18 protein-coding genes and 1 riboswitch are annotated in these 21,367 nt (G+C 69.7%); of the genes, 9 read left to right on the top strand and 9 right to left on the bottom strand.

Features of this window, described 5'->3' with window-relative positions:
• From ACQP2O_RS21610 to ACQP2O_RS21595, 4 genes are all read right to left on the bottom strand, one after another.
• Entirely contained in the window at positions 1-978 is a 978-nt protein-coding gene (locus tag ACQP2O_RS21610; RefSeq protein ID WP_433187965.1) for a leucine-rich repeat domain-containing protein, read from the bottom strand.
• A 54-nt stretch (positions 979-1,032) separates the two neighbouring features.
• Entirely contained in the window at positions 1,033-1,779 is a 747-nt protein-coding gene (locus tag ACQP2O_RS21605; RefSeq protein ID WP_433187962.1) for a hypothetical protein, read from the bottom strand.
• A gap of 75 nt (positions 1,780-1,854) precedes the next feature.
• Positions 1,855-2,559, bottom strand: coding sequence for a PhzF family phenazine biosynthesis protein (locus ACQP2O_RS21600; RefSeq protein WP_433187960.1), 705 nt, complete (start codon positions 2,557-2,559; stop codon positions 1,855-1,857).
• Between the two features lie 5 nt (positions 2,560-2,564).
• Positions 2,565-3,521: an SDR family NAD(P)-dependent oxidoreductase gene (locus ACQP2O_RS21595; protein WP_433187957.1), complete on the bottom strand. Its 957-nt coding sequence runs from the start codon at positions 3,519-3,521 to the stop codon at positions 2,565-2,567.
• 56 nt (positions 3,522-3,577) lie between these two features.
• Here ACQP2O_RS21595 and ACQP2O_RS21590 point away from each other — a divergent pair, with 56 nt between their 5' ends.
• Together ACQP2O_RS21590 and ACQP2O_RS21585 are read left to right on the top strand one after the other, a co-directional pair.
• Positions 3,578-3,997, top strand: coding sequence for a MerR family transcriptional regulator (locus ACQP2O_RS21590; protein WP_433187955.1), 420 nt, complete (start codon positions 3,578-3,580; stop codon positions 3,995-3,997).
• A gap of 135 nt (positions 3,998-4,132) precedes the next feature.
• On the top strand, positions 4,133-4,753 hold the full coding sequence (locus tag ACQP2O_RS21585; protein ID WP_433187952.1) for a hypothetical protein: 621 nt from the start codon (positions 4,133-4,135) through the stop codon (positions 4,751-4,753).
• On the opposite strand, the gene ACQP2O_RS21580 is transcribed toward ACQP2O_RS21585, so the two are convergent.
• Positions 4,692-5,729, bottom strand: a complete 1,038-nt coding sequence (locus tag ACQP2O_RS21580) for a hypothetical protein (RefSeq protein ID WP_433187949.1) — start codon at positions 5,727-5,729, stop codon at positions 4,692-4,694. The genes ACQP2O_RS21585 and ACQP2O_RS21580 overlap by 62 nt on opposite strands.
• A gap of 287 nt (positions 5,730-6,016) precedes the next feature.
• On the bottom strand, positions 6,017-8,569 hold the full coding sequence (locus ACQP2O_RS21575; protein WP_433187946.1) for a carbohydrate-binding protein: 2,553 nt from the start codon (positions 8,567-8,569) through the stop codon (positions 6,017-6,019).
• Between the two features lie 164 nt (positions 8,570-8,733).
• On the opposite strand from ACQP2O_RS21575, the gene ACQP2O_RS21570 reads away from it, so the two are divergent.
• The 4 genes from ACQP2O_RS21570 (at position 8,734) to ACQP2O_RS21555 (ending at position 11,901) form a co-directional block, all read left to right on the top strand.
• The gene (locus ACQP2O_RS21570) at positions 8,734-9,918 is read left to right on the top strand and encodes an ROK family protein (RefSeq protein WP_433187944.1); all 1,185 of its coding nucleotides are present in this window, start codon (positions 8,734-8,736) and stop codon (positions 9,916-9,918) included.
• A gap of 121 nt (positions 9,919-10,039) precedes the next feature.
• Positions 10,040-10,486 carry an N-acetyltransferase family protein gene (locus tag ACQP2O_RS21565; protein ID WP_433187941.1) on the top strand — a complete coding sequence of 149 codons (447 nt, stop codon included), beginning with the start codon at positions 10,040-10,042 and terminating at the stop codon, positions 10,484-10,486.
• A 34-nt stretch (positions 10,487-10,520) separates the two neighbouring features.
• Complete coding sequence (locus ACQP2O_RS21560; RefSeq protein WP_433187938.1) at positions 10,521-10,970, top strand: SMI1/KNR4 family protein; 450 nt, start codon at positions 10,521-10,523, stop codon at positions 10,968-10,970.
• Positions 10,971-11,061: 91 nt separating this feature from the next.
• Positions 11,062-11,160, top strand: a riboswitch (TPP riboswitch).
• Positions 11,161-11,220: 60 nt separating this feature from the next.
• Positions 11,221-11,901, top strand: a complete 681-nt coding sequence (locus ACQP2O_RS21555) for a TenA family protein (RefSeq protein WP_433187935.1) — start codon at positions 11,221-11,223, stop codon at positions 11,899-11,901.
• A gap of 21 nt (positions 11,902-11,922) precedes the next feature.
• On the opposite strand, the gene ACQP2O_RS21550 is transcribed toward ACQP2O_RS21555, so the two are convergent.
• Positions 11,923-13,029, bottom strand: coding sequence for a hypothetical protein (locus ACQP2O_RS21550; protein WP_433187932.1), 1,107 nt, complete (start codon positions 13,027-13,029; stop codon positions 11,923-11,925).
• A gap of 152 nt (positions 13,030-13,181) precedes the next feature.
• Positions 13,182-13,598 carry an ATP-binding protein gene (locus tag ACQP2O_RS21545; RefSeq protein WP_433187930.1) on the bottom strand — a complete coding sequence of 139 codons (417 nt, stop codon included), beginning with the start codon at positions 13,596-13,598 and terminating at the stop codon, positions 13,182-13,184.
• Positions 13,599-13,741: 143 nt separating this feature from the next.
• On the opposite strand from ACQP2O_RS21545, the gene ACQP2O_RS21540 reads away from it, so the two are divergent.
• The gene (locus ACQP2O_RS21540; RefSeq protein ID WP_433187927.1) at positions 13,742-14,953 is read left to right on the top strand and encodes a helix-turn-helix domain-containing protein; all 1,212 of its coding nucleotides are present in this window, start codon (positions 13,742-13,744) and stop codon (positions 14,951-14,953) included.
• A gap of 117 nt (positions 14,954-15,070) precedes the next feature.
• Here the strand turns inward: ACQP2O_RS21540 and ACQP2O_RS21535 are convergent, their stop codons facing one another.
• Entirely contained in the window at positions 15,071-16,834 is a 1,764-nt protein-coding gene (locus tag ACQP2O_RS21535; protein WP_433191104.1) for a LamG domain-containing protein, read from the bottom strand.
• Between the two features lie 451 nt (positions 16,835-17,285).
• Between ACQP2O_RS21535 and ACQP2O_RS21530 the strand changes: the two genes are divergently transcribed.
• Together ACQP2O_RS21530 and ACQP2O_RS21525 are read left to right on the top strand one after the other, a co-directional pair.
• Complete coding sequence (locus ACQP2O_RS21530) at positions 17,286-20,225, top strand: hypothetical protein (protein ID WP_433187924.1); 2,940 nt, start codon at positions 17,286-17,288, stop codon at positions 20,223-20,225.
• Between the two features lie 25 nt (positions 20,226-20,250).
• Entirely contained in the window at positions 20,251-21,366 is a 1,116-nt protein-coding gene (locus ACQP2O_RS21525; RefSeq protein ID WP_433187921.1) for a GDSL-type esterase/lipase family protein, read from the top strand.
• Position 21,367 lies beyond the last annotated feature (1 nt).

Below are 21,367 nucleotides of genomic sequence, written 5' to 3'. Positions count from 1 at the left end.
CTAGAGCAGAACGACGCAGCCACGCGACCGGAGCCGTTCGACCCAGCCGGGGAACCGGTCGAGCTTGGTCCAGCGCAGATCGAGCTTCTCCAGCCGGGGCAGGTCACCGAGTCCGTCCGGCAACTCCCACAGCCGGGTGGCCCGCAAGTCCAGGTGCGTAAGCCTCGTCAGCCGTACGATCGAGCCCGGTAGGCGGGCCAGCGGGTTGTTCCGCAGGTCGAGCAGCCGCAGGTCGCTCATGGCTCCGACCGACTCGGGTAGTTCGGTGATGCGGTTGCCGCACAGGTGCAGCTCCCGGAGCCGTACGAGCCGGCCCACCGACACGGGCAGCCCGGTCAGCCGGTTGTCCTGGAGCCGCAGCTCGTGCAGCGCGGCCACCCCGCCGATCGAGTCCGGCAGCGTGGTGAGGAGGTTCCCGGCGAGGTTGAGGTAGCCGAGCCGGTCGAGCCGCCCCAGTGAGGCGGGCACGGACGTGAGTTCGTTGTCGTGGAGGTAGAGGTAGTCGGTGAGCCCGGCCAGGTCGCCGATGCTCTCCGGGATCCGGCGGAGCCGGTTGTGCCCGAGGTCGAACATCCGCAGCCCGGTGAGCCGGCCGACGGCCTCGGGGATCTCCGTGAAGGCGTTCTCCGCCAGGTTGAGCGAACGCAGCCCGGTGAGGCTCCAGAGCGTCTCGGGCGCCGAGGACAGCAGGTTGCCGCCGACGCTCAGGTGCCGCAGCGACGTCGCGTCGCCGAGCTCGGGCGGGAGCGCGGCGAGCCGATTCTTGTAGAGCAGGAGGGTCTCCAGCCGCGGGAGCCGCGCGATCTCCGTGGGAAGGGCCGTCAGGGCGTTGCCGTCCAGGTCGATGTGGCGCAGCCCGGTGAGGTCGCCGATCGAGGACGGGAGCGCGGTCAGGCCCGCTCCAGGCGCCGTGAGCGAGACCGCGACCCCGTCCTCGTAGTGGAAGGAGCCCTCGAGTGGTCCGGCGGTGTCGATCACAGGTACCGACTCTAATACCGCGGGGCCCGTTTCCCGACACGGCCTTCGCTGTCGCTACCACGAAGAGGGCATGCCTCCATTCAGTCGCGCCAGCACCATCGAGACCATACTGCGCACCGAATCCTCGGAGCCGTATCGCAGATACTTGCGAACCTTTCCAAGCACATTGACCGCCATTTCGCCGCGGGGAGGGCCGACGGCGACGTGCAGTGGCCCGATCATCGGTTCTCGTCCGAGCACCCAGCGCCCGCCGGCGGCCGACCGCAGCACCTCGCCCGCGTACGCGCCGCCCAGCACGATCAGGTCGCCGTCGGCGAACTCCTCGTCGGTGTCGTCCGGCCCGAGCCCCTCCTCCCGGCGGCGCGCCTCCAGCACCTCGTCGAGCCGGCGCAGGGACTCGACGGTGCCGTCCAAGCCGTGCCGCCCGGCGAAGTCGGCGGCGTTCGCGGCCTGCAGGGCGTCCAGGTCGGGACTCCCGTCGGGCAGGTTCGGGAACCGGGGCGGGCGGCCGACGGCCGGGCGCTCCCTCTCCCCGAGGCCGACCACGGCCCGTACACTCGCGGCATTCAGGAACTCCAGCACGCCGGCGGGCGGCTCGTCCGCGCTGTGCACGGTGACGGAGCAGCGCTTCCCGCTCGTCTCGGCGTAGTGGAGCATCCCGGTCAGTTTGACGAGCAGCTGCACATGGTGAAGCGCCTCACGCTCCGGCGGCCACCCGTTTCCGGCGACGATATGCAGCCCCTCGGTCCCGTCGTCCTCCGTGGCGACGACATCGATGGTCTGCAGGTCGGCCAAGCCCATCGGAATTCCTCTTCTGATATGGCCGTTAAGCCGTTCGAACAATGGCGCCAGCGTAGATTTCCGTGATTCACACGGTCAATCGATTTGTCGGCGCGGAGATGCCGGCTCGGACGCGGCGGTGATGGTGGCGCGGACGCGGCCGCCCACCTCGATCAGGCCGTCCGGCCTCGGTCTCGTCTGGATCTGGGAGCCGTGTCCCTGCGTGATGGTCAGGGCGCGGCCGAGGTGCGCGGTCAGCAGCAGTGCCGCCGCGCCGGTCGCCTCGTCCTCATCGATGCCGTCGTCGCGTCCGGGAAAGGCACGCGCCCTCACCCGTCCGGCCGCCTCGTCCTGCCACGCCCACGCATAGATCCACTCCCCCGGCGGTGGCACGGGCAGCGCGTCGACCTCGGCGACCGAACCGTACCGCCGGAGCGTACGCGGCGGCGCCCACTCCGCCCGCGCCTCGATCCAGGCCCACTCACCGTCACGGCGAGCCCGGACCCGCCCGGCCGGGGTGATCAGCGCAGGCAGGCCGAGCAGCCACGCCGTCCCGACACACGGATGCCCCGCGAACGGCAGCCGCAGCGTCGGCGTGAAGATGTCGATGACCCCGCGTTCGGAGTCGTCGACGAACACCGTCTCGCTGAACCCCAGCTCCCGCGCGAACGCCTGGCGCTCGGCCTCCGTACGGACGGCGGCGCCATCGCGGACGACCCCGAGCTCGTTGCCGTGCCGGCCGTCGGGCCCGCAGAACACCCGCAGTACGTCGTACTCGATCACCCGCGCAGTGAACCACACCGCCCTCAGCGGAAGGCGTCGACACCGGTGAGCTCGCCGGACAGGTCCCAGAGCCGGGCGGCCTCGCCCGGGTCGACCGCCCAGGGTTTGACACCACCGATGAGCATGTCGTCCGTGGTGGCGGGCTCGGCGATGTCACAGTCCTGGCAGTACGCCCCGCCGTGGGCGTCGAGCAGCGGCGACGTCGCCGCCCACACGGCCGTCGCGGCGCCCTGTACCGGGGTCTTGAACCCGGCCACCGGCCGGCCCTCCGCGTCGATCCACCCCTGAGCGATCTGCTCCGCACGCGGGACGTGCCGCTGCAGCGGAGTCAGGATGCTGCCCGGGTGCACTGCGAAGGCCCGCAGCCCGTCACCCGCCCCGAGCGCGTCGAGGTGCACGGCGAACAGGGCGTTCGCGGTCTTCGACTGCGCGTACGCCAGCCATCCGTCGTAGCCCGTGCGGGAGTGGAGGTCGTCCCAGCGGATGGGCGACAGGAAGTGCCCCGACGAGGCCACCGAGACGACCCGCGCCCGGCCGGGGGTCAGCGCCGGGCGGAGCCGGTTGACCAGGGCGAAGTGGCCGAGGTGGTTGGTCGCGAAGTGCGCTTCCCATCCCGGGCCGACGCGCGTCTCCGGGCAGGCCATGATGCCCGCGCCGGCGATGACGACGTCGAGCGTGCGGCCCGCCTCCAGGATCCGCTCGGAGAACACCCGAACGCTCTCCAGGTCCGCAAGATCGAGTTCGTGGACCTCCGTGCCGGGGACCTCGCCGAGGGCCTCCTCCGCGGCGGCTCGCCGGCGAGCGGGGACGATGACGTATGCCCCCGCCCGGGTGAGAGCCCGCGTCGTCTCCAGCCCCAGCCCGGAGTATCCGCCGGTGACCAGGGCCGTCCGGCCCGACAGGTCGATCCCGGTGAGCACCTCCTCCGCCGTGCTCTGAGCGCCGAATCCACTACCGATCTTCTGCTGTTTCGCCGTCATGGCCCAGAACGCTAAAACCTAGAGTGTTCTCTAGGTCAAGCTGTACGCTCGATGCCGTGACGAGGCATGCGGAAGGGCTGTCGATCGGGCAGGTCGCGGACAAGACCGGGCTCAGCGTCCACGCCCTCCGGTTCTTCGAACGCGAAGGTCTCTTCCTGCGCCCGATCCGCCGCTCGGCGGGCGGCCAGCGGGTCTATGACCCCGCCGACGTCGAGTGGCTCCTCCTGTGCAACCGGCTCCGCGACTCCGGCATGTCGATCGCCACGATGACGCGATTCGCCGAACTCGTACGCTCGGGTCCCGGCAACGAGCCAGAGCGGCTCGCCCTGCTCGAGGAGCACGAGCGGACCGTCCACGCCAAGATCGCCGGGCTGACTGCGAGCCTCGAGGTCATCCACGACAAGGTCATGGTCTACCGCCGGCACGTCGACGACGGCACCGCCGCCGGCCTCTGGTCACCGACTCCCGACGGCTGACCCGTCACGGCGCCGCGATCCGTATCGTCTTCAACCGTGAGTGAACCGCTGGACTTGGAAGAGGCATCCCAACGGTTGCACTCGGCGTTCGCCCGATATCCGCTTCCGCCGACGCCGGATGTCTGCACCCACTGCGTGACCACCGCGGAGGTCGCGGCGACACGGGCGAGGCCACTGCGCCGACTTAGCGCCGACGACCTTTATCCCGTCATATCGCGCGCGCTGTCGACGTGGGGAGACGAGGCGGAACTCAAGCATTTCCTCCCCCGCGCCTTGGAGCTGATCGCCCGCGAGGAGATCGACGAATGCGCGGTGGCCTGGACTTTCCTCAACAAGATCGGGAGGATCTTGCGGGACTGGCCGCTTGATGAGCGCGCCGCGATCCATACGTTCACCGAGGCCTGGTGGCGGGCGACGCTGAGCGCGTACCCGCGCCGGTGGAGCGTGCTGGACGTCCTGGAGCTCATCGGGGCGCTGGAGGTGCCGATCGCGCCGTACCTCGCTCACTGGGAGACACGGCGCAGCGAGGCGGCGGCGCGTCACCTGGCCTGGCTGATCCAGGACTTCGCGGTCGGTTCGGCGGCCGACGGCGAGTGGTATCGCGTGCTGGAAGGCTGGATCGATTGCCCGGCCGTGGTGCGTTTGCTGGAGGCCGCGTCCGCCGTGGCGAGCACTCCTGGCGTGGCCGCGGAGTTCAGCCGCGCGCGGGAGATCCACGATCTGTGGCAGGCTCGCGGTCCGGAGAGCCGGGCTTGAGGCGGCGGAATTCCGTCGCGATGATCCAGGCCACGAGGAGGTCGATGGCCAGGCCGGACAGCGCCGCGAACTGGTTGATCGTGAACTTGAAGAACTGCCCGGCGAGGATGTCGAGCAGCACCGCGGCGTTGAACACCCGGAAGGCCGCCATGCGGTCGCGGCGCAGCCGCGCCAGGCCGTACACGCCCAGAACCGTCGAGACGACCGCGCAGCAGACGACGGCCGCGACCGCGCCTGTCTCCTGTTCTCCGGCGCGCGTGGTGATGAACTCGTCAGCGATCACCCCGGCGAGGGTCAGCGTCCCCCGGGCGACGAGGTAGTAGACGGCGACGCGGAGAACGGCGCGGTGTGCGACGAGCCGACCGGCGGCGGTGCGGGCCCGGGCCACCGCCGCGCGTACCGGGCGCGGGGCGGCGGGCCGCCGGTCGGGTGCCGCCGTGAGCAGGTGCAGCAGCGCGGCCTGGGCCTCGCCGTCCACCTCCTCGATCAGGCGGACCGCCGCGCGGCGCTCCTGCGGCGTCAGGCCCGACGTGATCCCGGCCAGCGCGACAGAGGCGGCGTTGACCGTACGCTCGCGTGGGCTGAGAAGTGTCCGTCCGCCGGTCCACTGGGTGAGGAGGACGAGCGCGGCGAAGGTGAGGTAGATGAGCCCGGCGGCCGGCCGGTAGAAGTAGCCGGTCTTGTTGACCAGCTTGCCGATCTCGTCGATGAACAGGCCGAAGCCCACGCCGCCGACCACCGTGGCCCATATTCGCGCCGACCGGCCGAGGAAGGCGACGGCGATGACCACGCCCGCCGCCATCAGCAGGCCACCCCACAGGGCGTGGGCGATGTGCAGGTTCCCGCTGCCGACCTTGGGATAGCCGGCCTGCGCCAGGCACGCCCGGGTGACGAGCACGGTGGCGATCCCGGAGAGGACGAACCCGCGCAGATACGACACCGCGTTCGCCGCTCGGACGAGTCCGAATCCGTGCATCGACACTCCGGCCTGTTCCGTCCCCGCATCACCCGGTCATCTCGTCGGCGGCGTGGACGCGGCCGCGACGGCTCCCGATCTCTCTTCGGCGGCCCACGCTACGACCGCACCGGCACCCGGGGCACTGCCGCCAGCCCCCGGTCTGCCGGTCCGGACAGCCCCAGGTCCGGCGACGAACAGAATGGTCGTTTGACGCGGTGCCCCCACGCCCGCGACGACGACGGCCGTGGCCGGTCTGCCCTCCTCTCTGGCCGAGCGGAGGAGAGGAAGGCAGACCGGCCGTGGCGTCACCGCCGGGTCAAGGTCACTGGGACGGTGGATCCGTGGCCAGGGCTGACGCGTACCGAGAAGAGGTGTGAGCCGCTGTCGTAGCCGACCTGACCGACGCTGCCGCCGGAGGCGGTCGCCGACACCGGGCCTGGGGAGTACCCGTGCAGCGTCACCGGGCCGTCTCCCGCGGCGAACGCGACCGTGACGTGGACCCTGCCGTTGTCGGACAGCGACCGGATCCGCTGCTTGCCCAGGGACACGAACTTGCCCGCGTCGCCGAGGAAGGCGATGCCCGACCTGCCCACCGGGACCACCTGGAGGTAGGACCCGTCGCGGGTCACCTGGGCCGTGTAGGGGGCGTTGCCGTCGACCAGCGCACCGTTGCCGGCGAAGTAGTCGTACACGTACGCCTTGCCGGTGACGCCGAGGTCGGCGGGCCGGAAGGAGGCGTCGTCGGTCGTCGGGAGGCTGACCGTACCGGCGCTGACGCCGAGGTTGTCGATGTTCGGGCCGTTGGCTCCCGTCGTGGTGGCCCGTACGGTGTGCCGACCGGCGGAAAGTTCGACCACGACCGGCTGTACCGCCCAGGTGTCCCAGCTGCCGGACGGGGCGAACGCCTGGGTGGAGGCCGCGCCGCCGTCCACCGAGACCGCGAGCGGCCGGTCGGCGCCGCCGCCGTTGGCGTACCGGAACATCAGCGTGTACGTGCCGCTGGACGGCGCGTTGACGGTCCACTCCACGTAGTCGCCGGAGTCGTGCTGGTAGTCGGCGAACCCACGGCCGGTGTAGCCGGAGTGGTCGGTGCCCACTACGGGCCCGGACAGGGTGGCGTCCTCGGCCTCGTAGGTCGTGTCCGGCTTGGGTGCCGGGACGGTGCGGGCGTAGGCGTAGACGTAGCCGGCGGACAGCGAGCCGTGCCGGCTGCCGGTCGTCGCCACCATCGGGCCGGACGATCCGGAGGCGTCGCGGACGTAGGTGGCGTCATCGGGGACGATCGGGGTGTCCGGCTTGACGATCGTGCCGTCCGCTTCCGCCACCTTGTTCAGGTTGGCGGCGCTCTCCTGGCCGATCGGGTCGCCGACACCGACCGGGCCGGCGGACAGGTTGGACAGCAGGAGGTTCCGGGTCTCCGTGCTCATCATCACGTCCGTGAAGGGCCACACGCCGAGGGCGCCGGCCAGGCGTGACGTGTAGAGGAACTCATCCCACTTGGACCGCTCGAACCGGTCGTTGGAGACCCGGGCGTTGGTCACGTTGCCGTACAGCGTGCTCTGCAGGTAGTCCTGCGCCAGTGCCATGCAGTACTGGATGTCGAGGCCGTTGGCCGCCGCGGCCTTGGCCATGTTGCCGAGGAACGCTGCGCGGTCGGTGAGGTTGAAGTCGGGCTGCGCGCCCGCGCACAGCCAGTCCTGCTCGTAGGTGTCGACCCCGGACGACTTGAGGTAGCTCATCCGGTCGTTCCAGTACGCCGGGTCGGTGATCACGTTCCCGGACATCGTGTACTGGCTCCGGTACGGGCTGGACGGGTCGATCCACCGGGCATGGGTGATCATGGGTACGCCGACGCTCTTCTGGAACGAGGCGAGGCCGTTCGGGAACAGAGTGTGTTCCGCCTCATAGCGGTACTCACCGTCCGGCTTGTCGTTCCAGCCGGCGTTCGGGCCCTTCGGGTACCACCAACTGTCCAGTTGCAGGTTCCCCATGGGCAGGCCCTTGCTCTTCCAGTCGTTCTGGACCGCCCGCAGCGTGCCCTCGTAACCGAGGTTGGAGTCGTACTTGTAGTAATAGGAGGCGCCGTTGTCGGTCCAGTAGCCGAGCTTGGCGAGGGTGTTCGTGGAGCTCTGCGCCGGCCGGTGCTTGCCGGACAGGCCGGTCAGGGTGTTGCCCCAGGTGTCGTACACGCCGTTGATACTGGTGCCGTACGCCAGGATGCTCTTCTGGGTGAACCCGGCCGGCAGGCTACCGACCCCCGAGGAGACGGTGCTGGTCAGCGCGCCGTTCACGAACTTCACGACCCCGGTTGTGAAGTTCGAGGCGGGAGAGAGCATGTAGCCGCTGTGGGAGGCGTCGAACGCCAGGTACGGGCTGAAGCCCGGGTCGCCCGAGGCGTCGAGTCGGTGTCCCGCGAAGCAGCCGTTGAAGCTCTCGTTGTGCGGCAGCGAGGGCCGCGACGACAGCGCGGGGAACGGATCGGCGTTGGCCGCCGCCTGCCGGTACGTGGTGCTGAAGAGCACCACCGGTCTGTTGTCGTAGGTCCGGATGCCGCTGCTCCGCGCCGCGCCGCCGGCCGTGTAGTCGAAGTCGGTCTCGTGGTAGGCGCCCACGCCGTCCCGGCCGCGGACGGTCTTGATGTTGCTCGCGGAGGCGCCGACCGAACCACCGAAGTGGTAGCGCGGTGCGCTGGTGTCGATGGTGTAACCGCCGTCGGCGTGCACCGTCGCCGTGGCGCCCGCCGTGGGCGTGGCGGCGCCGGCGGGTTCTGTGGCGAGCGCCAGGCTCACCGGGAGGGTGACCGCGAGCGCGCAGGCGATCGCGGTACGCCGAAGAGATCTCCGTACTGGCTTACTCATGGCTCTCCGTCGGGTCCAGGGGCCCCTCGGCTGCGCGCATATGGGGGTTTTTGTGAAGTTAAAACGCGATTTCTGCCGTGTCAACAGACTGATAAGCGCCACATTCGGCCTTATTATGCTGAGTAAGTGACAGAATTGGTGAACCCGCATGTGTAGGGGGCGCCATGAGCGCAGCCAGGTCTCGATCGCACCGCGCCTACAACCTCGACCGCGTAGTCGCGGCGGTGCGTGAGCGCGGATCGGTCACCCGGGCGGATCTCGAGCGGATGACCGAGCTGTCGCGCGCGACCGTGGCCGTGCTGGTCGCGCGGCTCATCGACGACGGCGTCCTGCGCGAGTTGCCCGCAGCCGAGAAAGCCGGGACGGGTCCGGGCCGGCCGCCCGCCCGGCTGGCGCTGACCGAGTCGGCGGGCCTCGTCGCCGGCATGGCCTTCGGGCACGGCGACCTCCGGGTCGCGGTGGCCACGTTGTCGGGCGACGTCGCCGCCGAGCGCCACGTACGGCTCGCGGTGGACATCTCCGTGGGCGCGGCCCTCGACACCGCTGCCAGTGAATTGAGCGGAATATTGCGCGAAATCGGCCATCCGAGAGAGGACATCGACAACGTCGTCCTCGGCCTGCCCGCCCCGCTCGACCGGCGCACCGGCCGCGTGCTGGTCAACAACATCCTGCCCGGATGGGTCGACCTGGATCCCGCAGCCGGCCTCGAAGAGCGTGTCCATCGGCCGGTGTTCACGGAGAACGCCGTCAACCTCGGCGCCATCGGCGAGCTGACCTACGGAGCGGGCGCCGGCGTACGCGACCTGGTGTTCGTCAAGGTCTCGACCGGCGTCGGCGCCGGGCTGATCTTCGATGGACGCCTGTACCGGGGCGTCAGCGGCTACGCGGGCGAACTGGGCCACGTGCAGGTCGAGGCGAACGGTCTGCTGTGCCGGTGCGGCAGCCGCGGCTGCCTGGAGACCCTGGTCTCGACGCCGAACATCATCGCCGCCCTCCAGCCGATGCACGCGGATCCGCTCACCATCGCCGACGTGATCCGGCTGCTGGAGGCGGGAGACTCGGGAGCCGTCCGCGTCGTCGGCGACGCAGGACGCACCATCGGCCGGACGCTGGCCGACATGTGCAACGTGCTCAACCCCGAGGTGATCATCGTCGGCGGCGAACTCGGCCTGCCGAACGGCGTGCTCGCCGACGGCATCCGCGAAATGATCACGCGCTACGCCCAGCCGGGGGTGGCGCGGGCGGTGACCGTGACAACCGGGGCCCTGGAGAACCACGCCGAACTTCTCGGCGCGATCGCCCTCGCCGTCCGCCGCACCGGCAATATTGGTTCTTCTCTTTCGTCGTGAAGTGGCCGTGTTCCGGCAGACCGCTCGTCCTTACGCTCGGACGCCTGGGCCTGTCCGCGTCGCCGGCCGTACGCGGGAAGCGTCCGTCGACCTCCGGCCCGCTCGACCTGACAGGAGACCGATGATCACCATCCGCAAACTCGTTCCGTCCGACAGGGCCGCCTGGGAGGACCTGTTCCGCGGCTACATCGACTTCTACGAGCGCGTGGAACCCGCCGAGATGTACGAGCAGGCGTGGCGCGAGTTCCTGGCGGACACGCGCATGCACGCCCTCGGCGCGACGCTGGACGGCCGGCTCATCGGCATCGTGCACTTCCTCCCTCACGCCAGCACGTCGATTCCCGACGCCGACGTCTGCTACCTGCAGGACCTGTTCACCGCGCCGGAGGCCCGGGGAATGGGCGTGGGACGTGCCCTGATCGCGGCCGTGACCGACTGGGCCAAGGCCCACGACTGCGCCCGCGTGTACTGGCACACCCACGAGTCGAACGCCACGGCGCGGCGCCTGTACGACAAGGTGGCGGAGAACCGCGGCTTCATCCAGTACCGGATCGACCTGCCGCGCTAGGCTCCGATTCCTGCAGACGGCGAGAGAGCCTGGGATGTGGCGAGACCTGATCGAGCGGCTGTACGACGATGCCGAGTTCGCCGATCCCGCGTCCGACGCGGGCATCGATCAGATCGAGCGGCGGCTGGGGCAGCCGGCTCCGGAGGAGCTGCGACGGCTGCTGCGGGAGACCGACGGTGTGCGGGCCGACTACGGGTCCTGCCTGGTGTGGTCGGTGCAGGAGATCATCGAGCAGAACACCGAATTCCGGGAGAGCGCCGACTTCGCCCAGCTGTACATGTCGTTCGACCAGCTCATGTTCATAGGGGACAACGGCGGCGGAGATCGGTTCGCGTACGTCCGGGTCCCGGCGGGACGACCCGACGACCTGTTCGTGTGGGACCACGAGACCGACGAACGCCTATGGGCCGCCCGATCGCTGCAGGACTACCTCGAGCGCCGGGCAGTCGCGGACGGTGACGACTGGTACAGGAAGGCCCTCTGAGGACGACCGCCCTCGGGCGCTATCCGTGTGACGCCCGACCCGCAAGGTGGCAGCGGCGGGTGGTCATGTCCAGCCGGTTGTTGTTACGGTCGGCGGTGACGCGGGGTGCCCGGGGCGAATCCGGGCTGAGATCACACCCGTCGAACCTGATCTAGCTAGGACTAGCGAAGGGACGTCACCAGTGACCAGAGCTTCCTGGTGTTGCTCGAACGTCCTCGCCTCGCCGTCCGGTGACCGCTGAGAGGACCCGATGTTCTGCGACGACGTGTGGAAGCGCTCGGCCCGCCTGATCCGCGCGATCCACGAGCACCCGTTCAACACCGCACTCAGCGCCGGCACGCTCGACCGTGAACGGTTCGCATTCTACATCGTGCAAGACGCCCGCTATCTGGAGGCGTTCTCCCGGGCACTCGCGGTCGCGTCCGCGCGGGCCACCGACACCGACGACGCGGTCTTCTTCGCCGAGAGCGCGCACGCCGCGCTGGCGGCGGAGCGTACGCTGCACGCCGGCTACATCGAGGAGTTCGGCCTGACCGCCGACGACCTGGCGGGCATCGACACCTCCCCGACCTGCCTCGGTTACTCGTCGTTCCTGCAGGCGACGGCCCTCGCCGACCCGTACCCGGTGCTCGCGGCGGCCGTGCTGCCGTGCTTCTGGGTCTACCAGGACGTCGGCACGGCCCTGCTCGAGAACACGGCCGGTGTCGAGAACCACCCCTACCGCGCCTGGATCGCGACCTACTCCGACCCGGCCTTCGCCGAATCGACCGAACGCGCGAAGGCCATCACCGACCGCCTGGCGGCGACGACCGACGCGGCCACGCGAGAGGGCATGGCCCGCGCCTTCTTCCGCGCCACCGAGTACGAGTGGATGTTCTGGGACAGCGCCTGGCGCCGCGAAACCTGGCCCACCGCCCAGTGGCTCAAGTAGTTCCTCGCCGAACTCGTTGGATCACTCGTCGACATCCGATTCGCGGAAAACAGGCAACCGGAGTCGGTATCCGACCGTTCGAGCGAACCAGGCGAAGAAATCATTGGCGGGGTCGAACCCGGCCTGTGCGGCTTCGCTCCATTCGGCGCGTCGCAGTACGGCGAGGTATCGGTCGACCAGCCGTTCTCGATGGTCTGGAGTCATGGCAAGGCGATCGGGCGATGCCTGGGCAAGATGGTCGGCGATGCCTGCGGCAGCGAGATAGCGATCCAGATTCGGTGTCTGGCCGACGAGGTGACCGACATAGGCATTCAGAACGATGCGGATCGGAGGGTAGCCCTCCCAGGTCATCCCCATCCCGCCACAGTCAGCCATGATTCCGAGCAGGCGGCCGGAGTGATCGATCAATTCGTCGTCCGCGTCGGGCGAAGTGATCGCTTCGTGGAGATGAGCCGCCGTCGCGACCTTGCCCGCGAAGTAGCCGTTGAGGTAGTCGCCGTCGCACGCCTGCCGCAGCAGCCAGGACCGGGCTCGGCGAACGCCCGCCGTACAGAGTGCTTCGACGAGATAGACCCGTCCCCAGCCCGCGGCTCGTTGGGCGAGCCAGAGCAATGCGTCTGTGCCGTCTCTGCGACGTTTCAACGCATCGGCGGCGAGCGGGCTGAACTTGTCGGTGAGCAGGCCGATGATCCGGATCAGCTCGATGTCGTCATCCGCCCAGCCGGTGGCCAGCAGCGCCAGTCCGATCAGGACAGAGCAGCGATCAGGGCTGTTCCGAACCAACCATCGCCCCGTCTCCTGAACCCTCTCACGGTCGGCCCGCAGCGCCGCCGCGGCGATGTGCTCATTGCGGTGAATCGGGACGTCTATCTCGTGGAAGGCCCAGGTCAGCTCGCCGGGGCCGGCCTCCGCGCGTGCGAAGTAAGCATCCAGGGTGGCCGCAGCATCCATGCCTCGCCGACGCGGGTCATCGCAGGAAGGCGACTTTCGTCGATGCTGTTCGTCGTCGGGGTACGGCTCGCCGTCACGAGGCAGTGGAGCCTCGGGATTCAAATGATGGAGCCGTAGCGCATGGTCGTACAGGCTCAGCTGGTCTCCGAGCGGTCCACGCCCGGCCGTCTCGCTCACCGGCGGACGGTGGACTCGATTCTCTCGATCATGCGGACAAGCATGCCAGAAGAACGCGAATCCGCCACCAGGTGATCGGTGACAGATGGAGCAAGACCTTCAGCGCCCGTAACCCCGCCACATACGGAACCGTGAAATGCCGTACTCCGCGTCTACGGGAGTGAGACCTCGAACCACACCGTACGGCCGCGTTGATCGCCGGACACCCCCCACCGACCTCCGGTGAGAACATCCAGCATTCGGAGCCCCCGGCCGGTCTCCGCCCCTGGTCCGCGATCGATCATTCTCGGGACGCCGCACGACGACCCCGCGTCCGACACCGTCACGCGGAGCGCCTGACGCTGAGTTAACACGGCGACCGTGATGCGCCCCGGGTGTCCGGCGGAGTCGAGTACGGCCGAGTCCGAGTGCCTGAGGGCGTTGGTGACGAGTTCGACACCCAGCAGGACGATGTCGTCCGCGAGCGCCCGGTACTCGCTGGGAAGGACGTCACGCAGCCAGCGTCGTACGTTCCGCACTTCCCGGGCCATGGCCGGAACCTCCAGGGTTCCAATGATCACTGCCGCCATTCGTCCGTGCTCCTCCACATCTGCCCTGGGACGATCCCCCGAATCGGTTGCCGGGCGTCGCCGTCGGTGAGCAAGCTTGTGACAAGAGCACTGGTCCGTAGTTTCAAAGACCTTTGAAATCGTTCCGGAATGAAGGCCGCACCATGCAGGACGATGACCGCGTCGGAAGCAGAGTCGCTGCCCTCCGAAAAATGCGAGGGATTACCGGCCGTCGGCTCGCACATAATGCCCATATTTCCTACAGCTTGCTGACAAAAGTCGAAGCCGGCCATGTCGCCGCATCACCTGCGTTCATCGCGGCGGTCGCGCGGGCGCTCGGAGTCGAGATCACCCGGATCACCGGCCAGCCGTACGACGACCCTCAGAGTCGTGCGGATCAGTTGCAGGCGACAATCCACCCGCTTCGCCGCGCGCTGCTCACGTACGACCTGCCGGCCGACCTCGACGCGCTACCTCGGCCAGTCGAGGATCTCCGACGGGAGGTCGCGCATGTCTCACTGCTCGGCCGTCGAGCACGTTATCTCGAGCTCGGAAAGACACTGCCCGCCCTCCTCGACGAGCTGTCCGCCGCCATCGCCGAAGCCGACGACCGCAGCCGTCCGGGCCTGTACGCCCTGCTCGCCGAGGCGTACGGCGGAGTCTCCGCACTGGGCCAGTTGCTCGGCCACCTCGACCTGCGGGTGCTAACGCTCGACCGCATCGAATGGGCAGCACGGCAGTCTCAGGATCATCTCCGGGTTGCTCGGACGAACTGGTCTCGCGGAGCGTCTCTGCTCGGTGTCGGCGCTTACGACCAGGGACTGGCCCTGATGGAGCGCACCCGCCGCGACCTCGGCGACGACGCAGGCCGGATGGACGAGGCGACGTTGAGCGTCTACGGCTCGTTGCATCTACGCTCGGCGATCCTCGCGGCACGGGCGAATCGACGCCGCACCGCCGATGACCACCTCGCCGAGGCTCGCGGCATCGCCACACTCGTGCGCCCGGACGCCAACCACTACGGCATGGAATTCGGACCTGCCAACGTCGGGATCCATGAGGTATCGGCCGCCATCGAAGGCTCGGAGGGCACGCTCGCCATCGAACGAGCCGAGCGGGCCGAACGGACCGGATTGACTACGCTTCTTCCTCCGGTCCGCCTCGGCCACTACCGCATCGAACTCGCCCGCGCGTGGCTCTACCACGGCGACCGCCGTCGCGCTCTCAGCACGCTGCAGAGCGCTCGGCGGATCGCTCCTCAGCAGGTCCGCTACCACCCACTCGTCCGAGAGACCGTGCACGCCATCGCCCACTCCGAGCCGCGCCCAACCGACGACCTGCGCTCACTCGCCTCCTGGCTCGCCATCGATCGCTAGCGCGCCACCGGTATGGCTGCCCGTCTTCGGCACGGCCGATGGATGTTCTGGACAGCGCCTGGCACCGCGAAACCTAGCCCACTGCCCGGTGGATCGCCTGATTCCGCGTCGGTGGTCTCAGGTACCCATCGCGTTGATCTCGTCGTTGGTGAGGACGCCGGTGAACGCCTGAACGTCATCGATCCCACCGGGCCAGAAGTCGGTTGCGGCACCGTTGGCCTTCGCCGCGCCGATGTCGAATCGGCCGCCCGCGTTCCACGGCGCTGCGATGAAGGTCTGCGCCACGCGATCGCCGTCCACGTACAGACGGACCTTTTTCGCCGCCGGGTCGTAGACGCCCGCGAGGTGATGCCACTGCCCGTCGACCATGGCCGGATTCACGCTGTACGTGTCAGTGGACGTCGCGCCGTCGGTGTCGGCCGCCGAGATTCCGAACGACCAATAGCCGGTACCGTCGACCACCCGATAGCCGAGTCGGAATGCGCTGCGACGCGAGCCGTTCTGCGCCAGCGCGGTCGCATTGCCGCTGGGAGCCTTGGTGAGCCGAACCCACGCCGCGACCGTGAAGCCGCTGTCCGTCCGAAGAACCGGGCCGGTCGTCACGGCGTGTTCCTTCTTCGCGTCGTTGAGGTCGAGCGCACCGCCGGCCTTTCCGTCGGCGGTCCAGGCGTCGGCAGCGTTGAGCGTGGCGTCGTGGGCGCGTCCGCTGGAGTCCGTCACGGTGGTTCCAGAGCCGCCGTCGGCGGGCCAGTACCCCTCCCGTACGACCGGCCGGTTCGCCAGGTCCGCGATGCCGCCGGTCGAGCCCCCGATGCCGTCGGGCTCGGTTCCAAACACGACACGGTCGTAGATTCGGACGTCGTCGAGATCGCCGTGGAAGGGGTTGCGGAAAGCGCTCTTTTCCAGGGCCCTCCCGATCTGCAACGGTCCCGTCGCGTCCCACGGCGAGGTGACCGACGCCCGACCGGATTGCGGAGCGCCGTCGACATAGAAAGACAGCTGCCGGCTCGGCGCGTCGTAAACCCCGGCGAGGTGGGTCCACCTGTTCAGCCGGGCGGGCGCGTCCGCGACCACAGGCACCTCGACCGCGCCGTCGGCGTCGGTCGAGTGCCGACCGAACACCCAGGTCTTATAGGACGGCGAGTAATAGATCTGGAACCCACTGAACTTACTGCCCGCCTGGCTCACCGCTGTCGAATAGTGCGTCGCGTCGCCCAACCGCGCCCAGACGGAAACGGTGAAACTCTTGTCCGTGTGCACCGCCGGCGACGCCGCGGCCGCGTGGTCACCGTTGCCGTTCAGATCGAGCGCCTGATCGACCCTTCCGGGAACGCCCGGCGTGCCGCCGAACAGCGTCGCGGTGTTGTGGCCAGCAGAATCGACCAAATCCGTGCCACGCGACTCGTCGAGTTTCCAGTGGCTCACCGGGCCTGCGGGTGAAGCGAGGCGGAATTCGAAGATTCCGGGGTTGACGCTTTGGTTGTTCGCCTGGTCGTAGCTGAATACGTACAAGCGGTAGATGAAATCCTGAGTGAAGGGCACGGTAAGAGTTACCTTCGCCGTGCCGTCGGTGTCGGCCGCCACGGACGGCGCGCCCGCGGCTCCGGCCGCCGTCTCGTCGCCCCACGCGTATTGGTACCTGGTCACGCCGGTGGCGCCGTTCGGGGCGAATGTGAACGTCGCCGTTCGTCCGATCGCGTCGTTGCTCGCTCCCGAGTCGACATCCTTCAGGTTGGACGTGACACTTGGCGCCGACTCCGGCGCGGACATGCGCACACCGCTCGGCCTAGTGGTAGCCGCCGCGTCGGCGGTTCCACCGTTCGCGACCGACAGCAGCGACATTGCCAGGACAAACCCGAGCACGCCCGTTGCCGTCTTCATCACGCGCGAGACCCCCTGAAATTGAACGTAAATAAAAAGCAAAAGCCCGGACGGAACCTAACACCGACAAGATCACATGAATAGCCAGTGCGATGTTACGTAAATCACACTCGGATTTTCACCGTTAACTGGCACGGCCGCTGATCTGCAGTTATCCGCGCAGCCACTCCCAAGAAGGCCTCGCACGACCGAGTGTGGCCACATCGAGAGTTACCGAAGCAGCACATAAAGCCCTCTTCCAACTACGAAGAGCAACGGCCTTTGGAAACGAATCGCGCGGCCGATTCAACCGAAGGGCGGCCGCTCTACAACCCGTCCGGATGCCGGCGGAGGAAACCGGCGTCGAGTGCGCCCACATGACCGCTTTGTCCCGATAAGATTCGCCCAACGACGCTCCGCGTGGAGGTCGGGTTGGGGGTCGCCCTCGCGGCGATGGACGGGGAGGGTACGCGTGGCCGGGCAGAAGACGCCGGACGACGATCCGAACACGGAGCCTCCGGCCGACGACGAGTGGTCGTCTCCTCCCCCGCCGCCTCCGAGCTGGGGGCCGGATCCGGCTCAGCCGCCGCTGCCTCCCTGGACCATTCCCGTCCCGCCGTCGTACGGCGCCGCGCCGCCGGGCCTGCCCGGTTCGCCGCCGTACGGACCGCCGCCGGAGGGTGCCCCGGCTCCCCCGCCCTACGGCCCACCGCCTCCCTCTGGCCCACCGCCCCAGGAGACCGAGGGGCCGGCGCCGCGCGACGCGGGATGGCAGGAGCCGCCGGAGACCCAGGAGTGGGCTCCGCAACCGCAGGCCGACCCGTGGCGGATCCCACCACAGCCGGTCTGGGACCCGACGGTGGAGCCCTCCCCGTCCGTGCCTCCGCCCTCGTACGGCCCGGGCGAGCAGGAGCCGCCACGTTTCCCGGCGTACGACGCGGGCGGGGCGGACCAACCGACCGCCCTGGACCTGCCGCCGTCCGCGATGGCCCCGCGGTCCACCCCGCGGCCGCCCGTCCCTCCCGGACGCGACCCGCGGACCTCGGGTGAGACCACCGTCCGGTTCGACGAACCGTGGCGTACGGAGACACCCCGCCGGTCGGGTCGCCGGGTGCCCCTGCGGCCGATCCTCATCGGCGTCGCGGGCGTCGTGGTCGCCGGTCTGGTCGCCGGCGGGGTGTACGTGCTCACCGGTGACGAGAAGACCTCGCCGAAGATGCCGGCCGCCCAGCCGGCGGCCCGGCTGTTCGCCGCCGATCCGCAGGCCAGGACCGATGGGCGGGACCAGGAGCTGCTCGGGGTCGCGTCGTCGGGCTCGATCGTGGTCGCCATCGGCGGAGAGGCCGACACGGCGGATTATCGGGCGGAGTTCCTCGTCTCCACCGACGGCGGGCGTACCTTCCGGCTCGGCGGCTTGAAGACGGCCGACGGGGCGGAACCCGCGTACGGTGACGTCCCGCGGGTGATCGCCGGTTCGGGCGGTGCCTGGGTCGCCCTCGGAAGCTCTCACACCGGGACGGCGGTTTGGACCAGCCGTGACGGGAGCGCCTGGGTCCGGCAGCCCGATGTGGCGGGTGCGGCGTTCGGCCGTGATCGGATCGCCAAGGTCGCGAGGACGGCGAGTGGATTCGTCGCCATCGGCGACACCTCGCAGAAGGGCGACTACAGCGACGCGGTGCCCGTCGTCTGGCTGTCGTCGGACGGCCGGAACTGGGAGCGGCTCGGCAATGACCAGCTCAAGATGTCGCTGTCCGGCGGGCCGCTGACCCTGGTCGACGTTGCGGCGGTGGGCAACACCGCGCTCGCCTACGGCTGGACGACCGACGGCAAGGGCGAGGTCGTCAAGGACGCCGTGTGGCGGTCCGCCGACGGAGGACGGTCCTGGGAGCCGGTCGACGTGCCGCATCCGAAGGGCACGGCCGGTCCGGGCGTCGCCATCGCGGCCACCCCGTCCGGTTTCGTCGCCGGTCGTAACGCGAGCGGCAAGTCGGAGCGGTACGGCGTGGTGATGACGTCCGCCGACGGCAGGCAGTGGCAGACCGCCGGAGAGATCCACCTGCCCGGCTATGGCGGTCTCCAGCGGCTGGCCGGATCCGACCGTGGCGTGGCCGCCCTCATCGGCGGTGACAAGAAGGTGCTGCTGGCGCGCAGCGCGGACGGGCGGTCCTGGCAGAACGCCGGTGAGGTGCCGGCGCCGTCGAGCGTCGCGATCCAGGGTATGGCCGTGACCGCCGGCGCGACGATCGTCGCCGGCCGCGAGAACAACGACACCGAGGACGCCAACGCGGTGCTCGCGGTGCGCGATTCCGGTGGGCAGGAGATCGCCGTCGATCCCACCCGGATCGCCGGAGCGGTCCAGAACGACCAGGCGTTGACGTCGGTCGCGACGGGGTCGCGGCTCAGCGTCGTCGCGGGCAGCACGAACGGTGACGCCGCGGTCTGGACGTCCGCCGACGGTAGGAGATGGAGCCGCGCCCAGGGGCAGGTGTTCGCCCGGCCGGGCCGGCAGCGTCTCATCAGCGTCGTCTCCGGGAACGCGGGCTGGCTCGCCGTCGGATTCGACGCGGCCCGTCCGCTCGTCGTCGCCTCCGACGACGGCACGACCTGGCGGGCCGCCGATGGCGGAGGCGCGTTCGCGGTGAAGGGCGTCGATCACGTGGCCACGTACGCGGCGACGGTCGGCCCGGCGGGTTACGTGGTCGTCGGTGAGTCCGGTCTCTCCGCGGCGACGTGGCATTCGTCGGATCTGAAGGCATGGGATCGCGGCGGCGGCGCGGATCTTCAAGGCGGTCAGAACGCCAATCGCTGGATGCGCGGCGTGGTCGGCGGTTCGTTCGGATACGTCGCGGTCGGTGGCCTCAGCGATCCGTCGGTGAAGGACGCCCCGTCGGGCCGGCCGGCCGCCTGGACCTCGCCCGACGGCAAGAAGTGGACGCTCCACCGGATACCGCTTCCCTCCGGCTCGATCGAGGGGTGGTTCGACAAGGTCGCCGCCGTCGGCAACGTGATCGTCGCCGCGGGGTCCGCCGCGACGAACTCCGGCCGGGTGGCCTTCGCGTTCGTGTCGGCCGACGGCGGGTCATCGTGGCAGGAGGTCCGGTTGCCGGCCGCCGGCCCGGCGGGTCCCGACTCGAGCGACCGGAACTCCCTCGTCACCGCCGCGACCGCCACGCCCCGGGGATTCGTCGTCACCGGCGCCGCCGGGCGGCTGGGGCGCTCCGACGTCGTCCTGTGGACGTCCCGGGACGGACGCTCCTGGACCGCGGAGACACCCCAGGGAACCGGTCTGTCCGGCCGGGGTGACCAGTGGCTCACCGGGATGACTCCGCTGGGCGCCGACCTCCTCGCCGTCGGGGTGAGCGCGGATCACCGCGGTGAGCAGCCGACGCTGTGGCGGAGGCCGTTGCCATGAGGGTCCCGCACGAGGTCGCACGGTCGTGAGCGGCCGGCTCCAGGCCGCCCTGGCAGCCGTGACGAGCGCATGCCTGCTCGTCACGGCCACGGCGTGCGTGGAGGCGAGGTCGCGGGCCACGACGGATCCCCGGCGTTCCGTCACGATCGCGCCGTCCAGACCGCCGCTCCGGGTGATGCCGCTCGGGGACTCCATCACCGATGGCCTGCAGACGCTCGGCGGCTACCGCAGCGACCTGTGGCAGTACATGACCGCCGACGGGATGTCGGTCGACTTCGTCGGGTCGCGGTCGAACGGTCCCGCGCAGCTGGGCGACCGCGCCGAGGAGGGCCACCCCGGGTGGCGGATCCACCAGCTCGCCGTGCACGTACGAGCGTGGCTGCGGACCTACCGCCCCGACGTCGTGCTGCTGCACATCGGCACGAACGACGTGATCCAGCGCAGTGCGCTGCCGCAGGCTCCGGCGCGGCTCGCCGCGCTGGTGGACCTCATCACCGGGACGCTGCCGAACGCGCAGGTGTACGTGGCGACGATCGTGCCGCTGGCCGATCCGGTGGGTGACGGTCTGGCCCGGCGGTACAACGCGGCGATCCCGGGGATCGTCGCGGCGCGGGTCGCTCGCGGCCGGCACGTCCATCTCGTCGACATGCACGCGGCGCTCACGAAGACCGACCTGTCCGCCGACGGTGTTCATCCGAGCGACGGCGGCTACTCGAAGATGGCGGCGCGCTGGTACACCGCGTTGACCGGTACTCCGATGACACGGTGGGAGGCGGAGACGCCGGCGTACGCGACGATCGGCAACGGGGAACGACTGACGACGCCGCGGGCGTCGGGCAACGGCAAGGCCGGCTATCTCGCCGCGCCGGGGAGCTATCTGGAGTTCGCGCTCCCGCTGCCGAGCGGTGGCCGGTACCGGATGTACGTGCGCGCCGCCGACGGCATGAGCACCCCCTGCGACCAGTCGCTCTCGGTCAACGGCCGGCCGCAGGGGCGGCTGGTCTACCGCCCGTACGGCTGGGACCAGTGGACCATCACCGCCGTCGACGTGTCACTGAACGCGGGCCGGAACACCGTACGGTTCAGCCGGGACACCTGCAGCGCGGAGATCGACGCGATCGATCTGGCACCCGTCCGATGAC

This window comes from Actinoallomurus sp. CA-150999, assembly GCF_050942425.1.
Lineage (GTDB): Bacteria > Actinomycetota > Actinomycetes > Streptosporangiales > Streptosporangiaceae > Actinoallomurus.
The sequence above is the reverse complement of the archived record's forward strand: the minus strand, read 5'-3'. Positions and strand labels throughout refer to the sequence as shown.